Here is a 21,355-nt window from a genome sequence, read left to right on the forward strand (position 1 = left end):
TTTTAATGCGTTGTTTATAAAGATGTTTTTTTAAATGGCCGCCGTTGTGCGGCCTTTTGTCGTGTGGAAACCGTGCATCAAGGTTTCATCCGTGGGGGAGGGCCGATAAAATCCAGCCCTGCTTACAAGGTTCAGAGTCTTAAAGATCAATGAAAAACCCAATGAAGGCCTTTGTACTAGGCAACATTATTCTGATCATGGTGCTAGGTTTGTTTGGCGCTTACGCTGTCAGCCTCAGCTCCCGCGAGCACTATGAAACCACGCCGGATACCCTGGCTTACTGGATTCTGTCTGGCCCCGATGTGGTCAATATCGAAGCCATGGTCGGCAAAGACCGTTTCTCCGGCTATGAATACGGCTTCCATGAGGACAGCGTGACAGAAAAGCTGATCTTTAAGGAAGGCACCCCGGACAGCGCACTGGACTTTGCCCGGCAGCAGATGGAAAAGGCCGGCTACAAGGTGGAGCGGGTCGAAGACAACGGCACCGTGGTGCTGAACAAGGACAAGGGCTACGAGCTGTATATCGACAAGACCGAGCCCAAAGGTATTCGGATCGAGTCCAAATAAACTCGGGCTGCTCCGGCGTTATCCCCCGTTGTTGTTCAGGGGCCGTGCTGCATCACTGCGCACGGCCCTTTTGCATACTGTGCCGGCTGTTACCGTGATCAGGGTTTGAGGCGCTGCACCACGTTGTTCAGCGCATTGATGCCCTGCAGCAGCTCGTTGATGCTGCCGAAGATGTCCTGCATTCGCGCTTCGCCTTCACTGGCCATGGTTGACACGCTGTGCAGCGCACTGTCGATGTTATTGATCAGGGAGGCGTTGGTTCTGACGACCTGATCAATCTCGGTGGTCGCTTCCGCGGTGCGGCTGGCCAGTTTACGCACTTCGTCGGCGACGACAGCAAAGCCGCGACCGGTATCTCCTGCGCGTGCGGCTTCGATAGCGGCATTGAGGGCCAGCAGATTGGTCTGATCAGCAATGCCGCGGATTGTGCTGACAATGGCAATAATATTCCCCGCCTGTTGCTGCAGGTCTTTGCCGATGCTGCCTGCTTCTCTGACCATGGTGCTGATCTGCGCCGAGGTGCTGACCGCACCGTTCAGGGTGGTGGTGGCGGTATGGGCGATAGAGGAGGTTTCTTCCACCGTGTGGCTGGCGGCCGCTACCGCTTCGGCGGCCTTATTCACCCGTTCGGTGATGTCCGAGGCGAACTTGATCACCTTGTAAACCTCCCCCCGCTCATTGCGGATGGGGTTATAGGTGGCTTCCAGCCAGACACGCTGACCGCTGGCGCTGACACGCTCAAAACGCCCGGAGAATACCTGACCGGCCGCCAGCTGCTGCCAGAAGTGGGGGTTTTGCTTGTAGAAGTCGGGATAGCAGAACATGGAGTGATGTTTGCTGACCACCTGCTCACGGCGGCAGCCCATCACCTCACTGAAGTTGTCGTTGATATTGGTGATCTGGCCATCCGGGGTAAATTCGATCACCGCCAGCGAGCGGTGCAGTGCCTGAAGGATCGCCTCATTGTCATCCAGCCGGCGCCGCTGTGCGGTGATATCGCTGGCAATCTTCAGCACCTTGCAGATCTTGCCGTCATCATCGGCAACGGGGAAATAGGTGGCTTCCAGAAAAACGCTGTGGCCGTGTTTATCCAGTCGCCTGAAGGTGCCCTGCTGGCTTTGACCGCTGGCCAGTGTCTGCCAGAACTGACGGTATGTCTCAGAACGGGCAAAGGCCTCGTCACAGAACAGTTTGTGGTGGCGGCCGACAATATCCTGCTTCTGGTATTTCACGACGTTCAGGAAGTGATCATTGGCATCGAGGATGGTTCCGTCAGGGCTGAACTCGATCATGCCGACATGGCGCCAGATAGCAGCAAACTTGTGTGCGTTTTCCCTGGCGGCCTGATACACGCCGGCCGGAATGGCCGGGTTGCCTGCCTTACTGCTAAACAAACTGAGCATGGTAAATGGCTCCGCTACAAAGCTGACGTCAGCCTGCCCTGACATTCGGGAGGGTGGCAGGAGATGCCACTGGCATGATTACAGGAAGCGTAGTCGTATTGGAGCAGATCGCAAGGCAGGTAATACAGGATAGTGTCGGGCTCCGGGGCAGACGGAAACAGCCTGCTGAGCGGGCATTAAGGGGGGAATGGCTGATGGTTTATGCGTGTTATGCCTGACAGTGTTGTACCCCACACCGACGATACAATTTCCATATCAATCGCCAGCTCGCCCTCTGGCAGGGCCGCATAGGTTTTCCATTCTATACAGTTCTGAAAATGGACGGATTTCAGTGATTCGGGGTTCAGCTCATAGTGGCAATACTTCGAACTCACCTTGTGCTTTTGCGCGCTGTCACCGACGGTTAGCGTTATTCCTGTCCGCATATTGATCAGTGACGGAATGGAATAGGTCACCAGCGGCTTCAGGAACAGGTAGCTCCCGAGCAGCATTTTTACTGAGCTGCTGATAAACAGCACGCGGTTGCCTTTCTCCAGTATCCAGGAACCCAGCATATATATGGCCAGCAGTGCCGTAATGACGACGGGCAGGGCGTAGTCGTTGACCATGTCACCGGGTTTAAAGTGATGCGGCACAAAGGTATTGGCAAAGACGCTCAGCATTGCCAGTGATGTCAGCACAGTAATGGGAGACTGAAAAACAGGTTTGGCCAGCCGTCTGCGATGCATCCTGCGTTTGAGCAGTAATTCCCGTTTAGCCCGACTGATATGGCTGAAATTACGCATAGCCAAGGATCCTTTTGGCTGTTTGCTGGCATATAAAAAATAAAACACCACAGCAGTGGTGTTTTATTGCAACGATTTTTAAATCAGCCTAATGACCGGGCCCGCTTATTGTTTTCCCGGTCTGACGGAGAATTTCCCATGCGCGCTGATAATACTGGTAAAACGCCTGCATACGGCGTGAGCGGTAGATCACCAGCGCCAGTAGTGCAGCGCTCAAACCCGTTATCTCAATCCCTCCTGCATTCAGGGCATCGTGCAGAAAGAGATAAATAATGGTCACGGGATACAACACAACAGTGAGGCTGGCCAGGCCTGTCAGTGTGGGAATACACCAGCTTCTGGCACGAGTCAGCATGAAAGTGGAATGGACCAGAAGGATGAAGCAGAGCAGTGCTGCGATACCCAGCGAAGGCAGCAGCAGATGATCTGCCAGCTGTGGCTGCAACGCTGTCCAGATCGAGCCAAACAGGAAGGTCAGGCTGATGGCCATCAGCACTGGCGTCAGGGCGATGATCCAGCCATGGGGCGGCGCCAGTGGCAGGTCACTGGCTGGCACGGGGGGCCTATTCAATTTCTTCATAGACGCCCACCGCGATATTCCCTGCTTTGCGCAACAGCCCGCCCAGTGCACTGCCGCTGAAACCCATTGAGGCGGCAAGCACTACCCTATTTTTTACCATCAGGACACTCAGCATGAGGGCTAAGGGGCCCCCTGATTTCTGTTTTTGGCTGATGGGTTAACGCTGTTATGACCTCATCACGGCTAAAGGTCATGGTATTGCTGTCGGCTCTCTCGGCGATATTAGTCAGGCGAATCTGAATACGCACCTGATCATAATTATCGCTGAGCAGGTTAATACCTTCCCTCGGATGTTCGGGATCAAAGGTGTCATGTTCATCAGGCACTTTGGCAGTCAGTCCCTGAAACACCAGCGCATCCGCTTCTTCGCCGGGCTGGAATGTTTTTCCGTTATAGCGGCTAACAAATTGCCCTTGCTGCTCATATAGCAGCCTGCTGCCTGAATCTTCAGACGAGGTGGGCTGACTTTTGTCAGTATCCAGATAGGCCCAGGAGGCAAAAGATCCATCAACAGGTCTGACCGTTGAATCAAAACGAAAATGGACTCTCAGATAGTCCTCCCGATACTCACCGCAGTCTGCATAGCGAACCAGAGTGACGGGGGTGATTGATAGTGGTGTGACTTTTACACTTCCTGCACAACCGTTTAGGGCTATTCCGAAGAAGGCCATAAGCAAAGCTTTCATGGAATAAGTGACTTCCCTGTTCATGCGCCAGTAATCCTATGGCTGTTTTTAGTTCGCAAAGAATAGAAAGATAAAACACGGCCGAAGCAGTGTTTTATCTCCGTAGCGCTTTAATTCGAGCTTTTGGGACACTCTGCCAGAGGACTAAGCGGCACCCTGATTTCTGTTTTAGGCTGATGGGTTAACGCTGTTATGACCTCATCACGGCTAAAGGTCATGGTATTGCTGTCGGCACCGCCAATAATATTGGCTAGTCGTATTTGTACCCGTATCTGATCAAATTGATCATTGAGCAATTTAATTCCTGTCCTTGGTTCTCCGTGTGGGAGGTATTGATACGATGTCTCAGCAATATAGTCGGCAAACATAAGTACATCGGCTTCATCGCCTGCCTGAAAGGTTTTGCCGTTAAAGTCGCTTAAGTATTGACCACCGCTCTTATAGAGCATCTGGGCTATAGGATATGCATTCTCTTCAGGTTTCGTTTTATCCACGTCAACGAGTACTTTAGCGGCGAATGAGCCATCTGAAGTTCTCATGGGTGAATCAAAGCGGAAGTGGAGCCTTAAATAGTCATCGCGATACTCACCACAGTCAGAATATCTGACCAACGTTGTAGGGGTGAGTGATAGTGGTGTGACTTTTACACTTTCTGCGCAACCGCCTAACGTTATTCCTAAGAAAAGGGCTGATAAGGTTTTCAATAGCTTCGCTCCCCTTTTGCTTGTAGCGCAGCAAGGGCTAACTTGTACATCGAACGACTGTCGGAATGGCCCAGTGAGGTTTCCTTGTTGATATTGGCTTTGTTCTGGTATCCCAGCTGACCGCCAAGTGTTGCAACGGTATCAGAAGCATCGTCGGCAAAAGGCGCGCTAAAGGCAGAGGCAATACCAGCCACGGCGTTGCCCACCACGGGTACGGTAGCGATAGCATCGACCAATGTTTGTTGCTGGTACACATTGACCCAGATACGGGCACCCACCGGGCTGGTCAGGGGCAGCAGGGAAACTGGGTCAAGGGTGATCAGAATATTGACGCTTTGCCCCTGCTGTTTAAGTTTCTGGGCGATGCGAATAGCGGCACCGCCACCCCAGCTATGACCCGTCAGATTGACCGTATCTCCACGCTTCAATGCGCTCTGGATGCTGACCAATATCTGTGCTTCATCTTCGTGGCCAGCGTATTCCGTTTGCACAGGTGTTGATAGCTCAACACTGCGATGATAAAGGGCTCCATCTCTTATGTTATTGGTCGATCCAACCACCTTTGAAAGTAAATCCCCTTTATCCGCGCCTCCGCCGACAAAGTATTCGAGAATGCGTGCCATCTATCCTTATCTCCTTTTGGCTGCATGGATGTCTCAGGTGTGAGGCAAGATACATCTCCACGGCTTCCCGCCGCTCAAACCGCCGCCCGATTCTAGTGGTAAATCCTGTCGCGGCAAGGCGAGAAATGTATCTGCTGCCTGCGGTGAACCGTCTGTTCAGCCCCTTTCATACCCCCGCCCAACATTAAATTTCCCTCCTGATCCATCGTCCTCTCTGGGTGCGTCTGCTGTATGCGGGCCGGCGCTGTCCGTACGTTTTGTGCGGCTTTTTCCCCTTTTCTGACGAGAAATACCGAGGCTGTGATCCATGGATTTGAACAAACTGCGTCGTCTGGCTGAGCGTTTTGCCGAACTGAATCCGGAGCAGCGTCGGGTATTTCTGCAGAAGATGGCCGAGCAGGGGATTCGCCCTGAGCAGTTGCCGATTCCGGCCCGCCCGCGGCAGGAGGAAGGGGAAGACAGCACGCCGCTGTCGTTTGCCCAGCAGCAGCAATGGTTTCTCTGGCAGTTGCAGCCAGACAGCAACGCCTATCACCTGCAGGCAGGTATTACGCTGGAAGGGCAGCTGGATGTGGCCGCGCTGCAGGACAGCTTTGCCGAGCTGATCCAGCAGCAGCCGTCGCTGCGCACCCTGTTTCGCGCCGATGACGAGGGGCAGGTGCTGCAGTATGTACTGCCGGAGCTGGCCCCGCGCTACGAAGAGGTGGATTGCCTGTCTGCCGCCGCAGATGCCGAGCAGGCTGTGCAGCAGGCCAGACAGCGGGCTGCCGCGCTGGTGGCCGAACCGTTTGACCTGCAGCAGGGGCCTTTGCTGCGCATCGGTCTGTATCGCACCGGCGAGCAGCGCCATCTGTTGCAGCTGGTGATGCACCATATCATCGCTGACGATGCCTCCATGCCGCTGCTGATTGCTGCTTTCAGCGACAGTTACCGCCGTCGCTGTGGTCCGGCGACAGGGCGGGATCACGAGCTGACACCGCCTGAGGTGGACTACGCCGATTACAGCCGCTGGCAGCGGCTCTGGCTGGAGGCCGGTGAGGCTGAGCGCCATCTGCAGTGGTGGCGCGAGCAGCTGGGGCAGGAGCATCCGCTGCTGGCACTGCCCACTGACTATCCGCGTCATCCGCAGGGGCAGTATCAGGCGGATACCCTGAGCGTGGCGGTGCCGGATGCCCTGGCGCAGCAGCTGCAGGAGACCGCCCGGCAACGGGGGATGACGCCCTTTATGCTGTTGCTGGCCGGTTTCCAGTGGTTGCTGCAGCGCTACAGCGGCCAGTCGCAGGTACGGGTCGGGGTGCCGGTAGCCAATCGCCAGCGCCCGGAAACCCAGCAGCTGATCGGCTTCTTCGTCAATTCGCAGGTAATGCCTGCACAGTTTCACAGTGGTATGAAGGTCGATGATCTGCTCAGTCAGTGCCGTCAGTTTGTACTGGCGGCGCAGGCCCATCAGGAATTGCCCTTCGAGGCGCTGGTGGATGGCCTGCAACTGCCGCGCAGCCTAAGCCATAACCCGCTGTTTCAGGTGATGTTCAACCATCTGCGCAGCCATGACGTGAGCAACCAGCACAGCTGGCAGCTGCCCGGTCTGCAGTTGCAGCCAGAGCAGGGAGAACGCGGGGCGGCGCAGTTCGAGCTGGTCTGCAGCAGTGAAGAAGGTGCTGACGGCAGCCTGCGGGTGGCGCTGATCTACGCCCGCGAGCTGTTTGCCGCCGAGACCATCGCCGATATGGCCGGCCACTATCTGCAGTTGTTGCAGGCGCTGGTGGGTGACGGTCGCCGCCGTCTGGCCACGGTGCCGCTGCTGACGGATGCGCAGTGGCAACAGTTGCAAAAGTGGGGTACAGGTCAGCTGCAGCAGCCCGACGATGAGCTGGTGCCGCAGCGCATTGCCCGCTGGGGCGAGCGTAATGGCGAGGCTATTGCCGTGCGTGACGGGCAGCGGCAGCTGAGTTTCAGTGAACTGAACCGCCGTGCCGATGCCCTGGCCGCCGTGCTGGCCACTCAGGGCGTCGGGCCGGAAACACGGGTGGGCGTGGCGCTGCCGCGCAGTGTCGATCTGCTGGTGGCCTTCCTCGGTATCCTGCGTGCGGGGGCGGCCTATGTGCCGCTGGATCTGCATTATCCCGCCGAGCGCCTGCGTTACATGATCAGCGACAGCGCTATGGGCTGGGTGCTGAGTGAGCGGCAGGCCGCACTGCCGGAGGTGGCGGGTGTACAGCGGCTGGATCTGCACCAGCTGGAAAGCGAAGCCCGGCTCAATGGCCTGCAACAGGCACCCGCACTGGCATGGCACCCTGAGCAGGCGGCCTATGTGATCTATACCTCCGGCTCCACCGGTCAGCCCAAGGGCGTGCTGGTCAGTCATGGCGGTATTGCCATGCACTGTGCTGCCATCGGTGAGCGCTATGGCATGAGCGACAGCAGCCGCGAGCTGATCTTTATGTCGTTCTCCTTTGACGGCGCCCATGAGCGCTGGCTGACTGCCCTGACCCACGGCGGTCAGGTGGTGCTGCGCGGTGATGAGCTGTGGTCAGTGGAGCAGACCTATCAGGCGCTGTGGCAGTACGGCATTACCGAGGCCACCTTCCCGCCGGTGTTTATCCGTGAGCTGGCTGACTGGGCCGAGCGTGACGGCAACCCGCCGCCGGTGCGCACCTACTGCTTCGGTGGCGATGCCATGCCACGGGAGAGTTTTGATAAGGTGCGACGGGCACTGCGTCCGCAGTTTCTGGTCAACGGCTATGGCCCCACCGAAACCGTGGTCACCCCCCTGTTGTGGCGGGTAACGCCGCAGCAGCCATGCGATGCCAGCTATGTGCCGATCGGATCGGTGGTGGGCGAGCGTCAGGCCTATGTGCTGGATGCCGAGCTGAATCCGCTGCCGGTCGGCATGGCCGGTGAACTGTATCTGGGTGGCGAGCACGGGCTGGCACGCGGTTATCTGCACCGTCCTGATATCAGTGCCGAGCGTTTCATCCCTAACCCGTTCAGTACCCGCGGTGAGCGCCTGTATCGCAGTGGCGATCTGGTGCGCTGGCGTCGTGACGGCCATATCGACTACCTCGGCCGGGTCGATCATCAGGTGAAGATTCGCGGCTTCCGCATCGAGCTGGGGGAAATCGAAACCCTGCTGCGCGCCCAGCCGGAAGTCGAACAGGCCGTTGTCGTGGCGGTAGAGCAGGGCACTCAGGGTAAGCGTCTGGCCGTGTACTGGGTGGCCAGAGGCGAGCAGGGTGATGAGACCACGCAGGCCCTGCTGAAAGCGCGGCTGGCCGCGCAGCTGCCGGATTATATGGTGCCGAGCCTGTGGCAGCCGCTGCCACAACTGCCACTGAATGCCAACGGCAAGGTCGATCGCAATGCCCTGCCGGTCATCACGCTGCCTGCTGCAGAGCCGCTGCTGCAGGCGCAGCAGCCACAGGGCGAGGCGGAGCAGACGCTGGCACTGATCTGGCAGCAGGTATTGCAGCGGCCTGACATTGGCCGCCAGCAGAACTTTTTTGAGCTGGGGGGCGATTCCATCCTCAGTTTGCAGATTGTCTCCCGTGCCGCCCGCGCGGGCTGGCAGCTGACGCCGCGTCAACTGTTCGAACATCAGACGCTGGCTGAGCTGGCACAGGTGGCCCGGCGCCGCGAACAGCAGGCCGCGGAGGCCGGCATGCCGGATGCCGGCGAGACACCGCTTCTGCCGTTACAGCAGTGGTTCTTCAGCCTGCCGATGGCGCATTTTAATCACTGGAACCAGGCGGTACTGCTGCACAGCGATGAGCCGATAGATGCCGGGACGCTGAACCGCGCGCTGGACCTGCTGCAACAGCATCACGACACCCTGCGCCTGCGGTATCAGCGGCAGGGCAGCGGCTGGCAGCAGCGCTATCAGGCAGTGGAAGACGTGCCCGACCGCGACGCGTTGTGGCAGTGCCGGGCGGGCAGCGAGGCGGAAATTGCCGCTATCTGCGATGAAGCCCAGCGCAGCCTGCATATTGAGCAGGGGCCGCTGTGGCGGGCCGTGCTGATTGCGGTGGAAGACTGCAGCTGGCGGCTGTTGCTGGTGGCTCATCACCTGCTGGTGGACGGGGTGTCGTGGCGGGTGCTGCTGGAAGACCTGCAGTCACTCTATCTGGCCCTGCAAGCACAGCCGCAGCGCACGCCGTCGCTGCCGGCTCGCAGCAGCAGTGTGCAGGCATGGGGACGGGCACTGCAGACGCTGGTGCAGTCGTCCGCACTGGCTGCCGAACTGCCTTACTGGCAGCAGCAGGCGGCTGCGGCCATGCCGCTGCCCTGTGATCATGCCGATGGCCGTGCTACTCAGGCCCAGCAACAGCAGCAACGCTTTGTGCTGGGTGAGTCCGATACCCGGCGCCTGCTCAGTGAGGCGCCAGCCGCCTACCGTACCCGCATCAATGATCTGCTGCTGACCGCGCTGGGCCGTGCCCTCTGTCAGTGGCAGGGCAGCGACACCGTGCTGATTGATCTGGAAGGTCATGGCCGGGAAGCAGCTACCGTTGCCGAACTGACCGGCACGGCGGAGCTGGACCTGAGCCGCAGTCTGGGCTGGTTTACCAGTCTTTATCCACAGGCGCTGCAGCCGCTGGGTGAGCCGGGTGAGGCGCTGTGCCGGGTTAAAGAGCAGCTGCGGGCGGTACCGCAGCAGGGGCTGGGTTATGGCGTATTGCGTTACCTCGGCAGCACCGAACAGCAGCAGGTGCTGGCGGCCCTGCCGCAGGCCGGCGTGCTGTTCAACTATTTAGGCCAGTTCAGTGACTCAGGCCAGTTCAGTGACTCAGGCCAGTTCAGTGACTCAGGCCAGTTCAGCGATGCAGATCAGGTCAGTGTGCAGAGCCAGTGGACTCAGGCCCGTGAAGGGGCCGGGCGCAGTGTGGCACCTGACTCGCCACTGGCCCATGAGCTGAGCATCAACGGCCAGATTTATCAGGGCTGTCTGACCCTGAACTGGAGCTACAGCCGCGAGCGCTATCACGATGCCACTATCAGCAGGCTGATTGAAGGTTTCGCCGGTGAGCTGCGCCAGCTGATCGATCACTGCTGCAGCGGCGCTGCCGGGCTGACCCCCAGCGATGTACCGCTGGCCGGGCTGAGCACCGCCCAGTTGCAGCAGCTACCGGCGCTGACCGGCCAGCCGCTGGCGGCGGTGGCGGATCTGTATCCGTTGTCACCGATGCAGCAGGGGCTGCTGTTCCACAGCCGCTTTGAGCAGAGTGATCAGCAGCAGGCCGGGCAGGCCTATATCAACCAGCTGCAGATTCTGATCGGCAGCAGCACGCAGCAGCCACTCGATATGGCGCGTTTTCAGGCGGCCTGGAATCAGGTTGCGGCCCGTCATGGCGGGCTGCGCGCCGGTTTTATCACGGTGGCCGGGCAGCCGCTGCAATGGCTGGCTCAACAGGTGGACGTACCGTTCCGCTCGGTACGTGGTGATGCCGAACAGGTCGCCGCGGAAGATTTGCAGCAGGGCTTTGATCTGGCCTGCCCGCCACTGATGCGGGTGTCGCTGGTGGAAGAGCCTGCGGCGGGTGACGGGCAGCGCTGGCGCATGATCTGGACCGTGCACCATCTGCTGCTGGATGGCTGGAGCACCAGCCTGCTGCTGGCCGAAGTGCTGCGCTGCTATCAGGGCCAGCCGCTGGCGCCGGTGCAGGGGCAGTTCCGCGACTATATCCGCTGGCTGCAACAGCAGGACGAACAGCGCAGCCTCGACTGGTGGCGCCAGCAGCTGGCGCAGCTGCAGGAGCCGACCTATCTGGCCAGCGCCGTGGCCCGGCCACAGCCGGAGGCGCAGGGCGAGTCCCATGGGCTGCACCGGCTGGCGCTGAGTGCTGCTGATACCCGCCTGCTGCAGGACTATGCCCGGCAGCAGAAAGTTACCCTCAATACCCTGGTGCAGGGCGCCTGGCTGCTGTTGCTGCAGGGTTACTGTGGTCAGTCCTGTGTCTGTACCGGCGTAACAGTGGCCGGTCGCCCCCCAGAACTGACCGGCATCGAACAGCAGATTGGTCTGTTTATTAATACCCTGCCGCTGGTCAGTGTGCCGCTGCCGCAACAGCGTGCTGCCGACTGGCTGCGCAGTCTGCAAGACCAGCAGCTGCAGGCGCGCGAGCATGAATACCTGCCGCTGTCGCGGTTGCAGCGGCTGTTCAGTCAGTCCGGGCAGGCGCTGTTCGATACCCTGGTGGTGTTTGAGAACTATCCGGCAGAGCAGGCGCTGTCACAGCAGCCAGACGGCCTGCAACTGCAGCGACTGGTCAGCCATGAACGTACCCACTACGCCCTCAGCCTGATCGTGCAGCTGGTGGGGGATGCACAGCAGGAGAGCCTGAGTCTGGAGCTGGGCTACCAGTGCCAGCATTTCAGTCAGGTGCAGATTGAGCGTATCGGCGCGCATCTGCTGACCTTGCTGCAACAACTGCAGCAGGCAGAGCAGCCGCTGGCCCGGATCAGCCTGCTGGCGACTGAAGAGTTCAGCCGTCTGCAGCAATGGAGCACTGACCCTCAGCCTTACCCGGAGGCGGTGCCGGTATTCCGGCTGTTCGAGCAGCAGGCGGCACGCCAGCCACAGCACATTGCCCTGACCGTGGGTGATCAGCACCTCAGTTACGGCGAGCTGAACCGGCAGGCTAACCGGCTGGCCCATCAGCTGTTGCAGCGTGGTGCCCGTCAGCACGGGGTGGTGGGGATTACCGCCGAACGTTCCGTGGAGCTGGTGGTCAGTCTGCTGGCGATTCAGAAAGCCGGTGCCGCCTACGTGCCGCTTGACCCGGATTTCCCCGCCGAACGACTGGCCTACATGATCGGCCAGAGCGGAGTGCAGCTGGTGTTATGCCAGCCACACCTGTGCCAGCAGCTGCCGGATTTTGAGGGTGAAGTGATCAGTCTGCTGCCCGAAGCACTGGCCGCGGTCGATGGTGCACCCGAGCATAACCCGGACCTGCCGCTACATGGCGATCAGCTGGCCTATGTGATTTACACCTCCGGCTCCACCGGGCGGCCCAAGGGCGTGGGCAACCGCCATCGTTCGCTGTACAACCGGTTGTACTGGATTCAGCAGCAGTGGCCACTGCAGGCGGGCGACAGCCTGCTGCAGAAAACGCCCTACAGTTTTGACGTGTCGGTGTGGGAGTTCTTCTGGCCGCTGATGACCGGCGCCCGTCTGGTGATGGCGGCGCCCGGTGCTCATCGCGACCCGGCACAGATTGCCGATGTGATCCGCCGCGAGCAGATCAGCCATGTGCATTTTGTGCCCTCCATGCTGAATGCCTTTATGGCCTACCGCGAGGCGAGTGAATGCGCCACGCTGCAAAAAATTATCTGCAGTGGCGAGGCGCTGGCACTGGAAACCCAGCAGCAGGTGCTGAACCGCTTGCCGCAGGTGCAGCTGCTCAACCTGTACGGGCCCACCGAAGCCGCCATCGAAGTGAGCTGGTGGCAGTGCCGGGAGGAGGCGGGCCAGCACAGCGTGCCCATCGGTGCACCCATCGCCAACGTCCACACCTGGATTCTTGACCCGCAACTGCGGGCAGTGCCTCAGGGTATCGCCGGTGAGCTGTATCTGGGTGGCGTCTGTCTGGCGGAAGGCTATACCGCGCAGCCGGGGCTGACCGCTGAACGCTTTGTGCCGCATCCCTTTGCGGTGGACGGCGGGCGGCTGTACCGCACCGGTGATCTGGTGCGCTGGCGCGATGATGGCGTGATTGAATACCTCGGCCGTATCGACCATCAGGTGAAAATCCGCGGTCTGCGCATTGAGCTGGGCGAGATCGACAGCCAGCTGCGTGCCCAGCCCGGCGTGGAGGATGCCGTGGTGGTAGCCCACCGGGGCCCGGCAGGTTATCAGCTGGTGGCTTATTGGGCAGGGCAGGCAACGGCGGCGCAGCTGCAGCATGCACTGGCAGAGTTGCTGCCGGAATACATGCTGCCTGCCGCCTGGGTGTGTCTGCCGCAGCTGCCGCTGAACGCCAACGGTAAGGTGGACCGCAAGGCACTGCCCGCCCCCGAACTGCAGCGGGCCGATTTCGCCGCGCCGCAGGGCGATGCCGAGCAGGCACTGGCGGCTATCTGGGCCGGGGTGCTCAAGGTGGAGCAGGTCAGCCGTGACGATAACTTCTTCGAGCTGGGCGGCGACTCCATTCTCAGTCTGCAGATTGTCGCCCGTGCCCGGCAGGCAGGCTGGCTGCTGACCCCGAAACAGCTGTTTGCCAGCCAGACCCTGATGGCACTGGCGGCTGTCGCCCGGCCTGCGGATCAGGAGGTGGCAGACAGTCGCGTCAGTGAGCAGGGGCTGCTGGTCAGTGCTGCCTTGCACGAGCAGGCGCGGCAACGCTACCCGGCGCTGACGGATGTCTATCCGCTGTCGCCGATGCAGCAGGGCATGCTGTTCCACAGCCTCTACGACCCGGCCTCGTCGGCTTATATCAATCAGCTGCAGGTAGCGATGCGCGGTCTCGATGTGGATGCCTTCCGTGCCGCCTGGCAGCAGGTGATGGAGCGCCATGCCATACTGCGTACCGGCTTTATCAGTCTCGACAGTGCCGAGGGCGAGCAGGCGTTGCAGTGGGTGGCTGGTGCGGTTGAGCTGCCGTTTGAGGTGCGTCCGTGCGCTGCTGCTGAGGTAGAAGGGTTAGCTGCTGCCATCCTGCAGCAGGGCTTTGATCTGACTGCGCCGCCGCTGATGCGCCTGACGCTGCTGCAACTGGGCGAGGGGCATTACCACTTTATCTGGACCGTACATCACCTGCTGCTGGACGGCTGGAGCACCAGCCAGCTGCTGGCCGAAGTGCTGCGGGCCTATGAGGGCGCCGAGCTGCCGGTGCTGCAGGGACAGTACCGTGACTATATCGGCTGGCTGCAGCAACAGGATCCGCAGCGCAGCCTGCAGTGGTGGCAGCAGCAACTGGCACAGCTGCAAGAACCGACGCTGCTGGCCTCCGCTCTGGCCCGTCCGGTGACGCCTGAGAGCGGCTATGGCCTGCATGAACTGCAGCTCGACAGCGGGCAAACCGAGGCGCTGCAACAGTTTGCCCGGCAGCAGAAAATTACCCTGAATACGCTGGTGCAGGGTGCGTGGCTGCTTTTGCTCAGGGGCTACAGTGGTCAGCACAGTGTCTGCGCCGGTGCCACCGTGGCCGGACGCCCGGCGCAGCTGCCCGGCATCGAGCAGCAGGTGGGGCTGTTCATCAATACCCTGCCCCTGATCAGCCGCATTGAGCCGCAGCAGCAGGCCGGTGACTGGCTGCGCCAGCTGCAGCAGCACAACCTTGACGCCCGTGAGCATGAGTACCTGCCGCTGTATCAGTTGCAGCGGTTGTTCAGTGCGGCGCGACAGGCGTTGTTCGATACCCTGGTGGTGTTCGAGAACTACCCGGTGGATCAGGCGCTGGGGCAGATCCGGCAGGATGGCCTGCAACTGCAGCGGGTCGCCATCCATGAACAGACCAACTATCCACTGACGCTGATCGTGCAGGGCAGCGACTGTCTGCAACTGGCCTTCAGTTACCAGCGCAGCCAGTTCAGCGAGGTGCAGATAGCCCGTCTGGCAGACCATCTGCTGACCATTCTGCAGCAGTTGCCACAACAGCAGGCCGCAGGGCAGCCACTGGGTTGTCTGTCACTGCTGGCCGCCGGTGAGCAGAGCCAGCTGCAGCAGTGGAGCACGAATCCGCAACCTTACCCCGCCGCACAGCCGGTATTTCAGCTGTTTGAACAGCAGGCCGCTGCCCAGCCACAGCGCATCGCCCTGCAGGCCGGTGAGATCAGCCTGAGCTATGCCGGGCTGAACCAGCAGGCCAACCGGCTGGCTCATTATCTGCGCCGCCGTGGCGTCACCGCCGATACGCTGGTGGGGGTAGCGGCAGAGCGTTCCATCGAGCTGGTGGTGGCCCTGCTGGCCATCCAAAAAGCCGGGGCGGCCTATGTGCCACTGGACCCGGATTATCCCGCCGAGCGCCTGAGTTATATGGCGACGCAGAGCGGTGTGCAGCTGGTGCTATGCCAGTCGCAACTGCTGGCGGCACTGACTGAGCCGTTGCAGGGCTGTGAACTGCTGGCGCTGGATCAGCTGAGCCTTAGCGATGAGCCTGACAGCAATCTGGCGCTGCCGGTGCATCCTGAGCAGCTGGCCTATGTGATCTATACCTCCGGCTCCACCGGACGGCCCAAGGGCGTGGGTAACAGCCACGCGGCGCTGTTCAACCGCCTGTGGTGGATGCAGCAGGCCTATCAGCTGGGTGCAGAGGATGCGGTGCTGCAAAAGACCCCGTTCAGCTTTGACGTGTCGGTGTGGGAATTCTTCTGGCCGCTGCTGAGCGGGGCCCGGCTGGTGATGGCGGCACCCGGTGCCCATCGTGATCCGGCGCAGCTGGTGGCGGTGATCAACGCCGCGCACATCACCACCCTGCATTTTGTGCCGTCCATGCTGAATGCCTTTATCGGCTTTGAGGCGGCCAGCCAGTGCTCGTCGCTGCAGCGCATTATCTGCAGTGGTGAGGCACTGGCGCTGGAAACCCAGCAGCAGGTGCTGAGCCGCCTGCCGCAGGCCGAACTGCATAACCTCTATGGCCCGACCGAAGCGGCCATTGATGTCACCTTCTGGCAGTGCCGGGCGGAAAGCGGGCGTGGCAGCGTGCCCATCGGTGCGCCCATTGCCAACGTCAGCTGCTGGGTGCTGGATACGGACCTCAACCCGCTGCCGGTTGGTATTGCCGGTGAGCTGTATCTGGGCGGCGCGGGGCTGGCCCGGGGGTATGTGCAGCGCCCTGATCTCAGTGCCGAACGCTTTGTGCCGCATCCGCTGGCCCGTGGTGAGCGGCTGTATCGTACCGGCGATCTGGTGCGCTGGCGCGAGGACGGGGTGCTGGAATACCTCGGCCGCCTTGATCATCAGGTGAAAATGCGTGGTTTGCGTATTGAACTGGGCGAGATCGACAGCCTGCTGCGGGCGCAGCCGGGCGTCCGTGATGCGGTGGTGGTCGCCCTGCGCGGCCCTGCCGGTGATCAGCTGGTGGCCTACTGGGCCGGTACGGCTGAACAGGCACAGCTGCAACAGGCACTGGCGGCGCAGCTGCCCGACTACATGTTGCCGGCCGCCTGGGTAGCGCTGGCGCAACTGCCCCTGAGTGCTAACGGCAAGGTCGACCGCAAGGCGTTGCCTGCCCCGACCCTGCAACAGGCAGAATTCCGGGCGGCAGACAGCGAGGCCGGGCAGCAGCTGGCAGCGATCTGGTGTGAGGTGCTGAAAGTGGAGCGGGTCGGTCAGCTGGATAACTTCTTCGAGCTGGGCGGCGATTCCATTCTCAGTCTGCAGATTGTCTCCCGGGCGGCGCGCGCAGGCTGGCAGCTGAGTGCCCGTGATCTGTTCGAGCGGCAAACCCTGCAGGCGGTGGCCGCCGTGACACAACGACTGCATGCGGTGACGGCTGTGCCGTCCGCCCCGTCGGTGATCAGTGCTGATGAGGTGCCGCTGTTGCCGTTCCAGCAGCTGTTCTTCAGTCTGCCGATGGCACAGCGCCAGCACTGGAATCAGGCGCTGCTGCTACAAAGCCGGATGCCCTGTGATGCGGCGCTGCTGGAGCTGGCGTTGCAGCAACTGCTGCGTCATCACGATGCGCTGCGCATGGTGTATCTGCAGGATGAGCAGGGCCGCTGGCAGCAGCATTACGCGCCAGTCAGTGCGCAACCCGTGCTGCAGCGGGTGGCGATCAACGGCAGCGAGGCCGAGGTCAAACAGCAGATCGAGCAACGCTGTGCCGAGGCGCAGCAAAGCCTCAGCCTGCAGCAGGGGCCGTTGCTGCGGGCGGTACTGTTTGACGTGGCTGAACAGCCCTGCCGGCTGCTGCTGGTGATTCACCATCTGGTGGTGGATGGCGTGTCGTGGCGGGTACTGCTGGAAGACCTGCAGCGCAGCTATCTGGCACTGCAGCAGGCGACGCAGCCGTCACTGCCAGACAAGACCTGCAGTGTGCAGCACTGGGCGAGTGTACTGCATGAGCTGGCCCGCTCCCCGTGGGTGATGAACGAGCTGCCGTACTGGCAGCAGGTGCAGGCGGTCAGTGCAGCTATCCCGCTGGATAACCCCGCAGGGCAGCGCACCGAGGCACAGCGCCTGAGCCTCAGCTTTACGCTGGAGCAGACCCAGACTCAGCGCCTGCTGAAGGAAGCCGGTGCTGCTTACCGCACCCGCATCCATGAGTTACTGCTGGCCGCACTGGCACAGGTGCTGTGCGACTGGAGCGGTCAGCCCCAGCTGCGTATCGAGCTGGAAGGCCATGGCCGTGAAGCCCTGCCCGGCCTGGAGGCGCTGGATCTTAGCCGTACCGTCGGCTGGTTCACCAGCCTCTATCCGCTGGTGCTGCAGAAGGGTGAGCTGAGCCAGCGCATCAAACAGACCAAGGAGCAGCTGCGCGGTATTCCCCATAACGGTATCGGCTATGGGCTGCTGACCCGGCTCAATCCGCTGCTGCCTGCTGTACGGGCCGAGGTGGTGTTCAACTATCTGGGCCAGTTCGACAACAGCTTCGGAGATGACAGCCTGTGGCAGGTGGCTGCCGAATCCAGCGGCGCGGTAGTGGCCGCTGACTCGCCGCTGCTGCACGGCCTGACCATCAATGCACAGGTGTATCAGGGCGAGTTGCGCTGCAGCTGGAGCTTCAGCGCCGACTGCCATCAGCGCGCCACCATGGAAGCAGTGATGGAGGCCTACCGTAGCGAGTTACTGACGCTGATCGAACATTGCCGTGAGCCGCATCGCGGCCTGACCCCCTGCGATGTGCCGCTGGCCGGGCTCAGTCAGGCGCAGCTGGATCAGTTGCCACTGACGCCAGTACAGCTGACGCAGCTGTACCCCCTGTCACCGATGCAGCAGGGCATGCGCTATCACAGCCTGCACAGCGGTGATGCCGGGCAACAGGCCTATCTGATTCAGACCCGGGTAAATATCGACGGGCTGGAGGTGGAGCGTTTCCGTGCGGCGTGGCAGGCGGTGCTGGACCGCCACGAGGCACTGCGTGCAGGCTTTATCGAGGTGGACGGCCAGCCGCTGCAATGGATTGCCCGGCAGGTCACCATGCCGCTGACGGTGGTGGAGCAGGAGCATGCCAGTGCCGAAGCGCTGGAGCATCTGGCTGCCGCGGAACTGCAGCGTGGCTTTGATCTGCGCTGCCCGCCGCTGGTGAAAGTGATGCTGGTGGGGATGGGGCAGGGCCGCTATCAGATGATCCTGACTCAGCACCATCTGATTACCGATGGCTGGAGTAATGCCCTGCTGATCGGCGAAGTGCTGCGTCATTACCGTGGTCAGCCGCTGGCCCCGGTCGCGGCGCAGTATGGCGACTATCTGGGCTGGCTGGCAGAAGCCGATCAGCCTGCGGTGCGGGCACAGCGTGAACAATGGTGGCGCGCTCAGCTGGCCCGGCTCGATGGCCCGACCCTGCTGGCCAGCACCCTGAAGAGCATTGCACCTGACAGCGCAGCGACAGGCCATGGTGTGCTGCTGCACAGCTGGAGCCGGGCGCAGACGGAGAGGTTCAGCCAGGCGGCGCGGGCCGGTCGTGTCACCCTCAACACCCTGATTCAGGCAGCCTGGGTGCGCCTGCTGCAAAGCTACAGCGGCAAGGCACAGGTGGTATTTGGCTCGGTAGTAGCCGGGCGCCCGGCAGCGGTGCCGGGTGCCGAGCAGGCACTGGGGCTGTATATCAATACCCTGCCGGTGGTGGCGGGCAGCGCGCCACAGCAGCCGCTGCAGGTCTGGCTGCAGCAGTTGCAGTCAACCAATCTGGCCCTGCGTGAGCATGAAACCACGCCGCTGGCCGACGTGCAGCGCTGGGCAGGGCAGTCGGGTCAGGCGCTGTTCGACTCCATCGTGGTATTTGAAAACTACCCGGTGGATGCCGCCCTGCGTCAGGGCAGCGCCGGTGATCTGCGTTTCAGCCTGCATAGCACGGTGGACGTCACCCACTATCCGATGGATATCGAGGTGCATCTGGCCGAGCAGCTGACCATCAAGATGATCTGGCAGCGTGAGTGTTTTGCCGAGCCGGTGGTCCGCCGCCTGCAGGCGCAGCTGCGGCACCTGATTGAGCAGATCGCCGACGGTCTGCTGAGCCGTCCAGAGGCCTGTGTGGCAGACGTGACACTGTTGCCGGAGCAGGAAGCCGGGCAGTTGCAGCGTTACGGCATCAATCCGCCACGCTATGGGCAGACGCCGTTGCTGCAGCACACACTGGCGGCATGGGCAGAGCGCCAGCCGCAGGCTATTGCCTTAAGCAGCGCTGATGGTCGTGACAGCCTCAGTTATGCCGAGCTGAACCGGCAGGCCAATCAGCTGGCTAACACCCTGCTGGCCCGTGGTATCGGTGCAGAACAGCGGGTAGCGGTGCTGCTGGAGCGCGGTTTGCAAGTACCAGTGGCGCTGCTGGCGGTGATGAAAACAGGCGCTGCCTACGTGCCGCTGGACCCGTCGCATCCGCCGGAGCGACTGGCCTATATGCTGGCTGACAGTGGCTGCCGTCTGCTGATCAGTCAGTCGTCGCTGGCGCACCTGCTGCCTGAGGAGCCGTCCCGGCAACAGGCGGTGCTGTGGCTGGATGAGCCACACTGGCGAAACGCCGCGGAAACAGAACCCGTGCTGAGGATTCACCCCGAGCAGCTGGCGTATCTGATCTATACCTCCGGCTCTACCGGCCAGCCCAAGGGCGTGGCGGTGACGCAGGGCGGCATTGCCCGGCACTGTGCCGCCATTGCTGACCTGTATGGTATGGATACCCACTCCTGCGAGCTGCACTTTATGTCTTTCGCCTTTGATGGTGCCCATGAGCGCTGGCTGACCACCCTGAGCTGCGGTGGCAAGCTGGTGATTCGTGATGCTCAGCTGTGGACTGCGGAGCAGACGCTGGCTGTGCTCAAACAGCAGCGGGTCACCTCGGTGGCCTTCCCGCCCGCTTATTTACGCCAGCTGGCGGAAGTGGCTGAGGCGACGGGTGAGGCGCCGGGGGTAGCCACCTACTGCTTTGGCGGTGAGGCGGTACCCCGTGACAGCTATGATCTGGTGCGCCGGGCGCTCCGGCCACGCACCCTGATCAACGGTTACGGGCCAACCGAAACCGTGGTCACGCCATTACTGTGGAAGGTCGATGTCAGCACGGAAATGGATACCGCCTATGCGCCCATCGGTTCGCCGGTGGGGGACCGTCAGGCCTATGTGCTGGACGGGCAGCTGCAACCAGTGCCCATCGGCGTGGCGGGGGAGTTGTATCTGGGCGGTGAGCTGGCCCGTGGCTACTTCCAGCGCCCCGGCCTGAGCGCCGAGCGCTTTGTGCCTGATCCGTTCTCTGCACAGGGTGGGCGGCTGTACCGCACCGGTGATCTGGTGCGCTGGCGTGAGGATGGCGCGGTGGATTATCTCGGTCGTCTGGATCATCAGGTGAAAATCCGCGGTTTCCGTATCGAGCTGGGTGAAATAGAAGCCTGTCTGCTGGCACAACCACAGATCGCCAATGCCGTAGTCACCGTCGAGCAGGCCACCAGTGGCCCGCGTCTGCTGGCCTATGTGGTCCTGCGGGAAGAACATGCGTTCAGTGAAGCCGGGTTGAAAACCCAGCTGGCGCGCACCCTGCCGGATTACATGCTGCCTGCGGCTATCATCGCGCTGGCAGCATTGCCCCTGACGCCCAATGGCAAGGTAGATCGCAATGCCCTGCCAGTGCTGGCGTCAACGGTGACGGCCAGCACAGCCTACGAAGCGCCGCGCAGTGCAGCCGAGCAGGCACTGGCCGCGATCTGGGCCGAGGTGCTGGGGGTGGAGCGGGTTGGCCGCCACGACAACTTTTATGAGCTGGGGGGCGATTCGCTGCTGAGCCTGAAGGTCATCAGCAAGATTCGCAGCAATGAGGCGATCAGTGTCAGCATCAAGCTGCGTGACCTGATGCAGAAGCCCACCGTTGCCGGGCTGCTGGCTGAGTCGGCTGAGGAGGAAATGCTGGCATAACCGTTGTACGC

The 21,355-nt window shown here is 61.4% G+C and carries 8 protein-coding genes; 2 read left to right on the plus strand and 6 right to left on the minus strand.

Features of this window, described 5'->3' with window-relative positions; genetic code table 11:
- Nucleotides 1–161: 161 nt before the first annotated feature.
- Nucleotides 162–569, plus strand: a complete 408-nt coding sequence (locus QCD60_RS14490) for a hypothetical protein (RefSeq protein WP_279786452.1) — start codon at nt 162–164, stop codon at nt 567–569.
- A 98-nt stretch (nt 570–667) separates the two neighbouring features.
- Here QCD60_RS14490 and QCD60_RS14495 read toward each other — a convergent pair whose 3' ends face one another.
- The 6 genes from QCD60_RS14495 to QCD60_RS14520 form a co-directional block, all read right to left on the minus strand.
- Nucleotides 668–1,972 (minus strand): PAS domain-containing methyl-accepting chemotaxis protein, encoded by a 1,305-nt coding sequence (locus QCD60_RS14495; protein ID WP_279786454.1) that lies wholly within the window; start codon nt 1,970–1,972, stop codon nt 668–670.
- A gap of 176 nt (nt 1,973–2,148) precedes the next feature.
- Nucleotides 2,149–2,757 carry a hypothetical protein gene (locus QCD60_RS14500; protein ID WP_279786456.1) on the minus strand — a complete coding sequence of 203 codons (609 nt, stop codon included), beginning with the start codon at nt 2,755–2,757 and terminating at the stop codon, nt 2,149–2,151.
- 88 nt (nt 2,758–2,845) lie between these two features.
- A complete protein-coding gene (locus QCD60_RS14505; RefSeq protein ID WP_279786459.1) occupies nt 2,846–3,337 on the minus strand; it encodes a hypothetical protein in 492 nt (163 codons plus the stop codon).
- Nucleotides 3,338–3,423: 86 nt separating this feature from the next.
- Nucleotides 3,424–4,047 (minus strand): hypothetical protein, encoded by a 624-nt coding sequence (locus tag QCD60_RS14510; RefSeq protein ID WP_279786461.1) that lies wholly within the window; start codon nt 4,045–4,047, stop codon nt 3,424–3,426.
- A gap of 86 nt (nt 4,048–4,133) precedes the next feature.
- Nucleotides 4,134–4,727: a hypothetical protein gene (locus QCD60_RS14515; RefSeq protein ID WP_279786463.1), complete on the minus strand. Its 594-nt coding sequence runs from the start codon at nt 4,725–4,727 to the stop codon at nt 4,134–4,136.
- Nucleotides 4,724–5,350, minus strand: coding sequence for a hypothetical protein (locus tag QCD60_RS14520; RefSeq protein WP_279786465.1), 627 nt, complete (start codon nt 5,348–5,350; stop codon nt 4,724–4,726). Before QCD60_RS14520 ends, QCD60_RS14515 begins: the two co-directional genes overlap by 4 nt.
- A gap of 307 nt (nt 5,351–5,657) precedes the next feature.
- Here QCD60_RS14520 and QCD60_RS14525 point away from each other — a divergent pair, with 307 nt between their 5' ends.
- The gene (locus QCD60_RS14525; protein ID WP_279786467.1) at nt 5,658–21,344 is read left to right on the plus strand and encodes a non-ribosomal peptide synthase/polyketide synthase; all 15,687 of its coding nucleotides are present in this window, start codon (nt 5,658–5,660) and stop codon (nt 21,342–21,344) included.
- The last annotated feature ends 11 nt before the right edge of the window (nt 21,345–21,355 follow it).

It is taken from the genome of Pokkaliibacter sp. MBI-7 (assembly GCF_029846635.1).
Taxonomy (GTDB): domain Bacteria; phylum Pseudomonadota; class Gammaproteobacteria; order Pseudomonadales; family Balneatricaceae; genus Pokkaliibacter.

Excerpts from the sequence above, each read along its gene's own strand:
- QCD60_RS14490 (WP_279786452.1), top strand. The coding sequence starts at position 162 with ATGAAGGCCTTTGTACTAGGCAACATTATTCTGATCATGGTGCTAGGT.
- QCD60_RS14495 (WP_279786454.1), bottom strand. The coding sequence starts at position 1,972 with ATGCTCAGTTTGTTTAGCAGTAAGGCAGGCAACCCGGCCATTCCGGCC.
- QCD60_RS14500 (WP_279786456.1), bottom strand. The coding sequence starts at position 2,757 with ATGCGTAATTTCAGCCATATCAGTCGGGCTAAACGGGAATTACTGCTC.
- QCD60_RS14505 (WP_279786459.1), bottom strand. The coding sequence starts at position 3,337 with ATGAAGAAATTGAATAGGCCCCCCGTGCCAGCCAGTGACCTGCCACTG.
- QCD60_RS14510 (WP_279786461.1), bottom strand. The coding sequence starts at position 4,047 with ATGAACAGGGAAGTCACTTATTCCATGAAAGCTTTGCTTATGGCCTTC.
- QCD60_RS14520 (WP_279786465.1), bottom strand. The coding sequence starts at position 5,350 with ATGGCACGCATTCTCGAATACTTTGTCGGCGGAGGCGCGGATAAAGGG.
- QCD60_RS14525 (WP_279786467.1), top strand. The coding sequence starts at position 5,658 with ATGGATTTGAACAAACTGCGTCGTCTGGCTGAGCGTTTTGCCGAACTG.